The 10,422-nt window shown below is 61.5% G+C and carries 9 protein-coding genes; 1 reads left to right on the top strand and 8 read right to left on the bottom strand.

The features are described from left to right. On the top strand, positions 1-1,806 hold a 1,806-nt coding region (locus tag ABIV12_RS08300), incomplete at its 5' end, for an FdhF/YdeP family oxidoreductase (RefSeq protein WP_348058156.1). A gap of 231 nt (positions 1,807-2,037) precedes the next feature. Here the strand turns inward: ABIV12_RS08300 and ABIV12_RS08295 are convergent. From ABIV12_RS08295 to ABIV12_RS08260, 8 genes are all read right to left on the bottom strand, one after another. After that, positions 2,038-3,567 carry an MFS transporter gene (locus tag ABIV12_RS08295; RefSeq protein WP_348058154.1) on the bottom strand — a complete coding sequence of 510 codons (1,530 nt, stop codon included), beginning with the start codon at positions 3,565-3,567 and terminating at the stop codon, positions 2,038-2,040. Between the two features lie 24 nt (positions 3,568-3,591). Then, on the bottom strand, positions 3,592-4,776 hold the full coding sequence (locus ABIV12_RS08290; protein WP_348058152.1) for an HlyD family efflux transporter periplasmic adaptor subunit: 1,185 nt from the start codon (positions 4,774-4,776) through the stop codon (positions 3,592-3,594). Beyond that, entirely contained in the window at positions 4,773-6,290 is a 1,518-nt protein-coding gene (locus ABIV12_RS08285) for an efflux transporter outer membrane subunit (RefSeq protein ID WP_348058150.1), read from the bottom strand. Before ABIV12_RS08285 ends, ABIV12_RS08290 begins: the two co-directional genes overlap by 4 nt. A gap of 56 nt (positions 6,291-6,346) precedes the next feature. Next, a complete protein-coding gene (locus tag ABIV12_RS08280; protein WP_348058148.1) occupies positions 6,347-6,781 on the bottom strand; it encodes a MarR family transcriptional regulator in 435 nt (144 codons plus the stop codon). A 353-nt stretch (positions 6,782-7,134) separates the two neighbouring features. Further along, complete coding sequence (locus tag ABIV12_RS08275) at positions 7,135-7,629, bottom strand: hypothetical protein (RefSeq protein ID WP_348058146.1); 495 nt, start codon at positions 7,627-7,629, stop codon at positions 7,135-7,137. A gap of 116 nt (positions 7,630-7,745) precedes the next feature. Further along, a complete protein-coding gene (locus ABIV12_RS08270; RefSeq protein ID WP_348058144.1) occupies positions 7,746-8,744 on the bottom strand; it encodes a catalase family peroxidase in 999 nt (332 codons plus the stop codon). A gap of 381 nt (positions 8,745-9,125) precedes the next feature. Next, positions 9,126-9,566: a cupin domain-containing protein gene (locus ABIV12_RS08265; RefSeq protein ID WP_348058142.1), complete on the bottom strand. Its 441-nt coding sequence runs from the start codon at positions 9,564-9,566 to the stop codon at positions 9,126-9,128. Between the two features lie 21 nt (positions 9,567-9,587). After that, complete coding sequence (locus ABIV12_RS08260; RefSeq protein WP_348058140.1) at positions 9,588-10,025, bottom strand: carboxymuconolactone decarboxylase family protein; 438 nt, start codon at positions 10,023-10,025, stop codon at positions 9,588-9,590. Positions 10,026-10,422 lie beyond the last annotated feature (397 nt).

Here is a 10,422-nt window from a genome sequence, read left to right as displayed (position 1 = left end):
TGCTCGAACATGTGTCACGAGGCGACCTCGGTCGGGTTGCCCCGCTCGATCGGTGTCGGCAAGGCGACCGTCACGCTGGAGGATTTCGATCACGCCGATCTGATCCTGTCGATCGGGCACAACCCCGGCACCAACCATCCGCGCATGATGACGCCGCTGCGCGATGCGTCGCGTCGTGGCGCGAAGATCATCGTGTTCAATCCGCTGCGCGAACGCTCGCTCGAACGGTTCACGTCGCCGCAGCATCCGCTGGAAATGGCGACGCTGTCGTCGACGCCGATTGCGAGCGACTACTACCAGGTCAAGGTCGGTGGCGATGCCGCGGCGCTCCAAGGCATCTGCAAGGCACTCGTTGCAATGGATGCGGCCGCGCACGCAAACGACACCGCTCCGGTGCTCGATCATGCGTTCATTGCGGGACACACCGCAGGCTATGAGGCGTTCGTCGCGGACCTCGATCGAACGACGTGGCAGGACATCGAACGCGCGAGCGGCCTGGCGCGCAGCGACCTCGAGTCGGTGGCGACGGTGTACGCGGGGGCGACGTCGACGATCGCGTGCTACGGGATGGGCCTGACCCAACACCGCACCGGGACACAGAACGTCCAGCAGATCGTCAATCTTCTCTTGCTCAAGGGCAACATCGGGCGCGCCGGTGCCGGCATCAGTCCGCTGCGCGGTCATTCGAATGTGCAGGGCGATCGAACGGTCGGCATCACTGAGCGTCCCACACCGGCGTTCCTCGACCGTTTGCGCGACGTGTTCGGTTTCGAGCCTCCGCGAGAACATGGACACTCGGTCGTCGAAACCATCGCGGCGATGCGCGACGGACGATCGAAAGCCATCGTCTGCCTCGGCGGCAATCTCGCCATCGCCGCATCGGATCCGAAGGCTTGCTTCGAGGCGTTCCGAAAACTCGATCTGTCGGTTCACATCACCACCAAGCTCAATCGAACGCAATTGCTGGTCGGAAAGACGACCTACATCCTGCCGTGCCTTGGTCGCACCGAGCTGGATCTGCAGGCCACCGGACGACAGTCGGTCACGGTGGAAGATTCGATGTCGATGGTGCATGCGTCGAGCGGATTCCTGAAGCCGCCAAGCGATCAGGTTCGCTCCGAACCGGCGATCGTCGCGGGCCTCGCGAAAGCGACGCTGGGTGCACGATCGATGGTTGACTGGGACGCGCTGGTCGGGGACTACGGATTGATCCGCGATCGCATCGAAGCGGTGTTTCCCGACTTCGAGGCCTTCAACGACCGCATCCGTCAGCCGGGCGGATTCCAGTTGCCCAATTCGGCACAGCAACGGATCTGGAAAACCGACAGTGGCAAGGCGAATTTCATCGTCTTCAGAGAACTTGAGGACGACCGTGCCAGCGCGGACGCCGACGTGCTGCTCCTGACCACCCTGCGCAGCCACGACCAGTACAACACCACGATCTACGGACTCGACGACCGCTACCGCGGCGTATTCGGACGGCGCGATGTCCTTTTCGTCAATGAGAAGGATCTCGCCCGACTTGGCTTCACCGAAGGCGATGTGGTGGATGTCGCGACCGCGCTGGAACATGCGCATGAGGACCGCGTCGTGCGCGCTCTGACGCTGGTCGCCTACGACCTGCCGGACGGCTGCTGTGCGTCGTACTACCCGGAAACCCAGCCGCTGGTTGCGCTCGAACATTGCGATCCCGACAGCCTCACGCCGTCGTACAAGTCGATTCCCGTGCGCCTCCGCGCGTGCTCGCATTCCGCTTCGGGCGAGCTGGCCGTGGGACGCGAGGGGCTGGTCGGAGTTGTCGGTTAGCAAAAGAGTGCTGCCGAAATTTGCAGTCGGTGCCAAGCGCTTTTCCGGGATCGAATCGCGGCTCTCCGTGCTGTGCAAGTGTGGCATCGGGACCGCAGTTTTCAAAATGAGGTCGAATGACCAATTGAAAGCGCCCGAAAGCGCTTTTTGATCCTGGAAAGCGCCTCATTCACGCGTTTCTTCAGCGGTAGGCTGCCGCACGCTGAAAGCGGCGGCCTGTTCAGACCTTCCTTAGCGGAAGATGCGTTGCGAAAGTGTGACCACGATGCCGAGGACGCCGAGCAGCGCGATCAGCATGAAATGGTCGACATTCGCCAATAGTGCCGACTGCTGTGCCAGCAACTGGGCCACCCTTGCCACCGCAACTTGCGCTGCCTCGACCGGCCCGATACTGCTGCTCAGCGCGTCAGTGAGGTGCTTGACGGTCGTCACGAAGATCGGATTGTCCGGCGTGATCTGCACATTCAGAACGTCGTAATGCACTGCTGTGCGCCACTGCTGTCCCAGCGTGGCCAACGAAATACCCAAAGCGATCGCAGCCTGGGCCAGCATGTTCTTGACCTGCTGCGCATTGGAAAAAAGAGTTTCGTCCTTCTCCATTTCGCGGAACGCCTGCATGGCCGTGATCGGCAGCACGGTCAGCAGGAATACGTTGTAGCAGGCAAGTGCGGGCACGATGGACAGCCACGGATCAGCGGAAGGATCGACGCGAGCCAACATCGCACCGAACACTCCCAGCGCGAAGAACCCGGTGATCCAGAATTTTCCAGGTGACGGATGTTTTGGCAGCAGCCTGGAGACCACGGTAAATGTAACGACCGTTGCCAACGCACCGATGGCCTCGAAGTGCCCGACGCTTTCCCATGAATAGCCGAGCGTGCGCTGCAGCATCACCGGGACGACATAGTTGTTCGCCCCGAGCATGAGGTATCCGAACATGAATAGCGCCATCCCTGCGATAAATCGGGTATGCAACATGAGTCGGATATGCAGCAGCGGCTGTCGATGCACACGTTGGTAGTTCGCATAGAACATCAGTGCTCCGACGGAGACGACGAGTACGCCGATCGAAAACGCCGCATTGCCGTAATAGTCGTAGTAGAGGCGCTGCAACGCATACAGCAACCCGAAGCTGCCACCGACGAGCAATACCTGCAATCCGGGGTTCCAGTCACTGCGCCCCTGTTCGAACCCTCTCAAGTCGTTGGTCAGGCAAGTGCTCGCGAGGACAAACGCAACGATGTCCAAAGCGGCCAGTGACCAGAAGATCGCCGACCAGGCGTCATTGGATACTGCCTGCGCGGCAAGCCACGGGCCTGCGGATATGCAGATCGCCAACCCGTATGCCAGCGATTTGATTCCGACGAAGCGCTTGGGTCCGGCGAGCGTGTGGTGGATGATCATGCGCGCCGATGTAAACAGTGCGCCGCCACCGAGCGCCATGATCAGACGTCCAACGAAGAAGCTCGCGAAATCATTGCTGGTCGCACACAGCACGGCACCGAGCAGGGAAATGGCAGTTGAGCACTGGATCAGCAAGCGCCCGCCGAGGCGGGTGACGAGCCAGCGCTGCATCGAGATCACCAGGATTGCCACGCTGGCGTAGGTCGCGGCAATCAGACTGAAATCTTCCGGCGTGATGCCTACTTCGCCCATGATCGGGCCCGCGCCGAAGGCCACCATGCTCAGTTGCAGGAACTCGATCGCGGTCAATACGAAGATCGTGGCATAAAGACCCCACCCGGAGGTGCGCGCAGTCATGACGTTCTCCTCGGACGCGGGTGATTACTGGTTGTCCGCGACGATCTTCGCGACCGCCGCATCAGCGCTGACCAGCTCGTTGGCGAATACGTCAGTTCGATAGCCGTGATCGTGCGACGTCGCCACAACGAGTCGGCTGCCATCGCGTTGGCGTGTGCTGACGCTCACCTTCATGGACAGGCCTACTTGCAACGGGTGCTTTTCGACCTCCTGCGGATCCAGTGCGACTCGAACCGGAACGCGCTGCACCACCTTGATCCAGTTGCCGGTGGCGTTCTGCGCAGGCAACAGTGAAAACGCACTCCCCGTTCCCGGTTCCTGGCCGACGACGGTGCCGTGGTAGACGATGTCATCGCCATAGACGTCCGTCGCCAGATCGACCTTCTGTCCGAGGCGGATGTGGCGCAATTGGGATTCCTTGAAATTCGCGTTGACCCACAGGTGATCCAGCGGCACCACCGACATCAGCGAGATCCCCGGGCTGATGCGTTGTCCAAGTTGCACATTGCGTTTGGTCACGATGCCCGCTACCGGTGCGGGCACGCCGGTACGGTAGACAGCGACCCACGCATCGCGCACTTGTGACGAGGCCGCCAGGACGTCCGGATTGGCGGCGACTGTCGTGCTTCCAATCAAAGCCCTGCTACCGGCGAGTTGCTGCGTGGCCACGTCCAGCCCGGCGCTGGCAGCGCGTACTGCGTCCTGTGCGTGCTTGACCTCTTCGCCCGAGATCGCACCGCTGGCCAGCAGTTCGCGCCGACGTGCCAGATCGGCCTTTGCCTTGGACAAATCCACCTCATGGAGCTGCAAATTTGCGCGCGTCTGGCCCACACTGGCGTATTGCGCGCGCACCTGCCTCACCGCCCGGGCCAACTGTGCTTCGGCACGAGCAAGCGCAAGCCGTGCATCAGTGTCGTCAAGCGTGACAACGTTGCTGCCCGCGTTCACATAATCGGTGTTGTCGGCGCCGATCGCCGTCACCACCCCGCCTACCTGTGCCGTCACTGCCACGACATTGCCATCCACATAGGCATCTTCAGTGGTTTCGCGATACTGGCCGGCCAATAGCCACCACAGCACCGCGCCGATGAGGACAATGGCGACGACGGCAATGCTGAGCGGCGGGGCAAGTCGCGAACGCCACGTTTGCTGATCCGCAGATTTGACGGCTGGAGTCATGGTTTGCTGCGTATCGATTTCGGCGTTCACGATTTGCTCTCTTGGCGTTGGGCACGGGCAACGGGCGTTGGATCGGACGCGCCATCCGGCTGATAGCCGCCGCCGAGTGCGCGTGTCAGGTTGAGGCGCACTTCGCGTTGGCGCGACTGCGACTCGATCATTTTTTGTTTCTCTGCCAAGACTTGGCTTTCAGCGGCAAGAACCTGCAGATAGTTCGCCAACCCGCTGCGGTAGCGCGCCTTGGCGAGTTCCCACGCACGTTCGCCAAGCGCCAGACCATCGCGCTGTTCAAGAATCTGCTGCTGAATCCAGTGCAGCGAAACGAGCTGATCGACGACGTCGTGTACAGCCGCGATGACGGTGCTGTTGTAGTGTTCGACCGCCATGTCATAGCCTGCCTGGCGCGCTCCCAGATTGCCGCGCAGCCGGCCCCCATCGAAGATGGGAAGTGAAATGGCAGGTCCGATACCGAGCACGCGACTGCCTGCATCGAGGAAGTTGTCGAAGCCGAGGCTTTGCAGGCCGACCAACCCCGTCAAACTGATGTTCGGATAAAACTGTGCCTTGGCGACCTTGATGTCCTGGCTCGCCGCCTCGACCCGCCAGCGATCAGCGACGATATCGGGTCGGCGGCCGATCAGCTCGGCCGGCAAGTCGCCGGGCAGGCTGACGCCGCCGACGTCCGTCAATTGCGGCCGGTCGATCTTCAACCCCGCATCCGGGCCTTTGCCTTCGAGCGCTGCCAACTGGTTTGCGGTCAGGGCGAGTGATTCATTGATTGCCGCGATGCGCTCGCGGATCGCCGGCAACGCGGCCTCGGCCTGTGTCAGTTCGAGGCGGGAATCAACCTGTGCTGCAACACGCTTGCGCGTCAGCTCCAGCGTCTGCTCACGCTGTGCCAGCGTCTCATGGGCCAGATCAAGCCGTGCGTAGCCGAGGTCCAGGCGCAGATATGTCCGAACGAGTGCGGTCGTCAGCATCAACCGTGCCGCGTGCAAATCGACTTGCTCGGCGTTCGCGCGACCCAACGCCGCATCCAGCGCCGCACGGTTCTTGCCCCAGAAATCCAGCTCGTATCCGACCCCAAGCGAAACGTCGTTGACGGTCTTCCAGGTTCCAGCGACCGGTGGCGCTACGGTCCCATCTTCGCTGAAGCGCTGGCGGGTACTGTGCAAACCAACGTTCGCCTGCGGATAGAGCGCAGCTCCGGTGACATCGGCGACTGCCTGCGCCTGGCGAACGCGTGCCTCTGCGATACGCAAGGCGGGCTGCCCGCTCAGCGCAGCGTCGATCAACCGATCGAGTTGCGGATCGCCGAAATCTTTCCACCACATCTCGCGCGGCCATGCGGCGGGCGAAAACGCTGTGGTTGAAAGACTCTGTTCTGCCGCCAATCCGTCTGGATCAAGCGCAATTGCATGCGTGTGCAGACCGCCCATGCTGGCGCAGCCGGCAACGTCCAATACGAGTAGACAAGCCGCCAAGCGCGTCAGCCGGGAGAGGGCAGCGCGCTTGTGTGTCGTGGGCAACGGAATCTTTGACATGGTCAACGCCTCATCTCACATGACAGCCTAGGCTGATATATGATCGGACTAGTGGGTCAGATGCCGCGCGCGGCGTTTTCCAGGATCTTTTCCAGCGACGACTTCAACGCCAATGCTTCACGATCGGTGAAGCCCTGCAACAGGTTTGCAAAGACCTTCTGTACCTGGCGCCGTGCGTTCGGCACGAGTGCGGCGCTTTTCTCGGTCAATTCGATGAGGTAGCTCCGGCGATCCTCTGGATTTGCGACGCGACGCACCAATCCCTTCTTCTCGATCCGGTCCAGCAGACGGGTCATCGCTCCGGAGTCATAACCGAGCAAACGACACAGGTCGCCGATCGTGTGTCCACGTCCCTTGGCGATGCTGTTGAACAACACAAACTGTGCGGCCGTAATGTCCATCGGGCGCAGCTGCTTCTCGATCGCTGCCCAGATCGCGCTCCGTACGCCGCTGACGAGAAAGCCAAGTTCGCCCGAGCTGAGCTGCGCCATGACGTCTGGTTCCACTATTTTCATATCCGCCTCCAAAAGCACAGTTCGATAATATCTGCCTAGGCTGTATATGTCAAGTAAGATATTCTCGGTCGGGGCCGAAATCGCCTGCGCAACTGACTGCCGTGGGCTCGCAAGCAGGTGAACCGGGGTGCAATTTCCACTGTTGCACACCTGGATTCCGCGGCTTTCTGAACCACGCCATTTCCCCAATGGTTTCGGAATTCCTTGAGCACTCCCACGAATCCGCACTCGGCGTTCGGGTTCGCCTGTCGCTCAGACGGAAAGCGTATGTCGTCGCGTTTCAGAGACTTTCCTCTGTGAGGCGGCGGAGGGACCGCAGCGTTGCGACATCAGTGCGGGAAATGCGCGAGGACCCAATGCTGTGCATCGAGCGGCCCGTCGGAGCCGGCACCCATGTAGGAATACATCGCCTGATGCGCGTCGACGAATTCCCTGCGCCCGACCTTCTGGTCGGCGTTCGCGTCAACGATCTTCATCATGCGAAGTGATCCGAGGGCGCGTGCATAGCCACCGTTCGAAAGGCTGATCACATCGGGCTCGCGGCGCGCGCCAACCCATTCCTTTCGGTCAAGCAGTCCATCGTGATTGCGGTCGAGCGCATCGAAAACCTTGCCGAAATAGCCGTCCAGCTCTTCGCGCGTGACCACGTGATCGCCGTCGGCATCGACCTTCTGCATGATCGAGAGCGTGCGCATGTTCTTTTCGTAGGCGGCGGTCGCAATGGCGTCGCGCGCATTCTGGAGCGCGAAAGCCTGCGACGACGCGCAAGCCATCGCCCACGCGAACACCGCTTGCGTTCCCGCGTTCCTGTACGTCTTGTTCATCGAATGTCTCCTCGGCACAGCAACAGACCGGCGCTGGATGGAGGCCGGCAGCAACCAACTGGCGCTGCCGGCGTTGGCGGGAAAGCAATGCTTTCGAGGGTGAGCCCTTATCCGGTCTATTGGCGATTGGCTCGCGAGATCGGATACGCCGCCGTCCGCGCGCCGATCATCGGATCGGCGGGTTCGATTCCAGCGGTCACATTTCCTGGCAGGAACATCGTCGCCTTGTCCTTGACGTCAGGGTCGCTGACCAGGCGCTTCAGCGTCACCGTTCCGAGCTTCACCAGTTTGCGATCCTCGGGCCACGCGATGGACGGATCCGCGATAGCGTCGGTCTTGCTGGCAATCTGTGCGTACCAATCGAACACAACCGGCGCTTGCTCGACACGCTTGCCAACCTCATCCATCAGATAGTTCGGCGACTTGGCGGCGATCGCTACGGCATCGAGGTATTTCTCGCCTTCTACCGGAACGAAACGATAACGGACCTGCGTATGCACGCCATCGGCGTTCGTAAACGTAAACGAGTTGACGCCGAAGAAACTCAACGTCGCGTAACTTTCCGGAGCCGGCTTTTGCGATGTCAGGAAGCGTTTGGCAACGGGATGTGCGTCGAGAAACGCGTCGAGCGCGGTCGGCTTGGTGGCTGTTGCACCGCTCGCGCCGATCGCGCGCATGAGCTCCGCGAAATCGTTGGCGGTTGCGACCGGAAAGCCATTGAAGCTGTGGGTTACGACGTCCATCGTCTGGCCGCCCTGCAGCGTGAATTTCATCGCGAACCCGCGCGGATTTGCCTCCGGAGCGGTGTCGGGAATATCCGGCAGGCCCGTGAAATCGGAGAAGCGCGCGAGTAGCGGTACTGACGGACCGGCGAACAGCGGCGAACGGGTCAGGCGCGTCGCGGACGGGTCGGGCCGGAACTCGCCTTCGAGCAGGATGCCCTTGGCATGGACGGCGCGAACGTGATGATTGCCAAATGCCTGGTGCAGCGAGTCGACGAGTTGTGCAGGTGTCGCTTGAGTCGCGTCGCCGGCAATGGCGGCGGCGCCGATCGCGCTCACTGCGAGCGTGAGAACACTGATGAACAGGACGCCGACGGTCAGTTGTCTGTACATGGGGAATCTCCGAAGTGGAGCTCCATCGTCTGCCGCCCTGAGTGTCTTGCGATAGCACGATCCGCGCAGGTTTGCCTGAAACGTTCGCCCGTGCCGATGACAGACGGCACGCGCAACGTCAGAACCTGCGGACGGCACAGCACACGCGCCTGTTGGCGGCGACGGTCGACCTTTCGGTCGTTGAATTCGAATACGTGTGTGAGGTCTGGCGCGATCTGCAAACGCCGTCTGGCATTGAATGGAGTCGTCGTCTTCAACGCGATGTTGCGCGATCAGAAACCGTTTGACATGACTCGTCATCCGGCTTCACGTTCAAGAAGGGGGCTTGTCACGCTTCGCAGGGAAGGACCTCAACGAGGTCCCCATCACCTGAGCGGCGTTTCAATGAGCCTCTGGCGACTCAGGAAGGGGACGTTTGATCGGGTCGCCTTCACCGGAGAGCGCCCACACCATGAGGACTGCGCGATGGGTCGAACTGGGATTGCGCGTCACGAGATGGTGGACCCGCGGTGCCTCGTACCATGCTTGACCAGCGTGATACGTGATGGCCGGCTCGCCATCCAGCTGCGAGACCACGTCTCCTTCGAGAACATAGGCAAAGAGTGATCCCGGATGCAGGTGGGGCAGGGACGCTTGGCCGGGTTCGAGTTCCACGGTGGCCATCAGCACGTTTTTTCCCGGCAGTTCCGGCACCGCCTGTTTCAAAACGGGCGTCACCTTTTCCTCCTTGGAGCCGTGGGCGATCGCAATGGGCGACAGGCCGACCGTGATCGCAAACGCTCCAATGAGTGATGTTGCGAATTGCTTCAGCGATGAACACATGACGAGTCTCCGTGGGGCGGGTCAGGACGGCTGCTTGCGAAAGGCGATCGCGAGGCGGTTCCAGCCGTTGATGGCGATCACCAGCAAGGTGAGATCGACCAGCTCGGCTTCGGAAAACTGCGCATTCGTTTCGTTCCACGCGTCGTCGGGAACATGGGTCTGCGCGACGAGGGTGACGGCTTCTGCCCACGCCAGAGCCGCGCGCTGCCGTTCGTCAAAGAACGGCGTGTCGCGCCAGACGCACACAGTCGCGATCGCGCGGTCGTCCACTCCGGACTTGCGCGCGTCCGCGGCGTGCAGATCGACGCAATAGGCACATCCATTGATTTGCGAAACGCGCAATCTCACCAGATGGGTCAATCCGATGTCGAATCCACTCGCATGAATGCGCTTTTCCATCGCCATCATCGCCTTCACCGCTTCCGGGTTGGCGCTGTAGAAGTCGAGTCGCTGGGTCATGGTGCACGGCCTTTGATCGCGTGGTCGGGAGGATGTCTATTCCAACATGGCGTGGTCTGCGCCGATTGAACGAAATGAGCATGCCGGGGCACGCGGCCCGGTTCGTCGCGCCCATCGCCTATGTCGGTGCCGCGGTTGAGGCCCGCTTGGTTGGCCAGTTCATCGGCACGGGCCGGCGCCCGGAATCCGGTGCGGAGGGATGTCCGATAGCGAGCCGGCATCCCGCCCATCGATTCTCGCGCATCCGCATTGCGCATCGTTCAATCCCGATCGAGGCTCCACGCACCCGCCCCGGCCGCGGCGAGCAGCAGGAACACGAAGCAATACAGGACTGCGGGTTCGCCGGCGTTCAACATCGGCACGAGCGCCGAACCGCGGCTCGCATGTGCGATGAAGT

This window comes from Dokdonella sp., assembly GCF_039926425.1.
Taxonomy (GTDB): domain Bacteria; phylum Pseudomonadota; class Gammaproteobacteria; order Xanthomonadales; family Rhodanobacteraceae; genus Dokdonella_A.
This window is presented reverse-complemented; position numbering and strand designations above follow the sequence as displayed.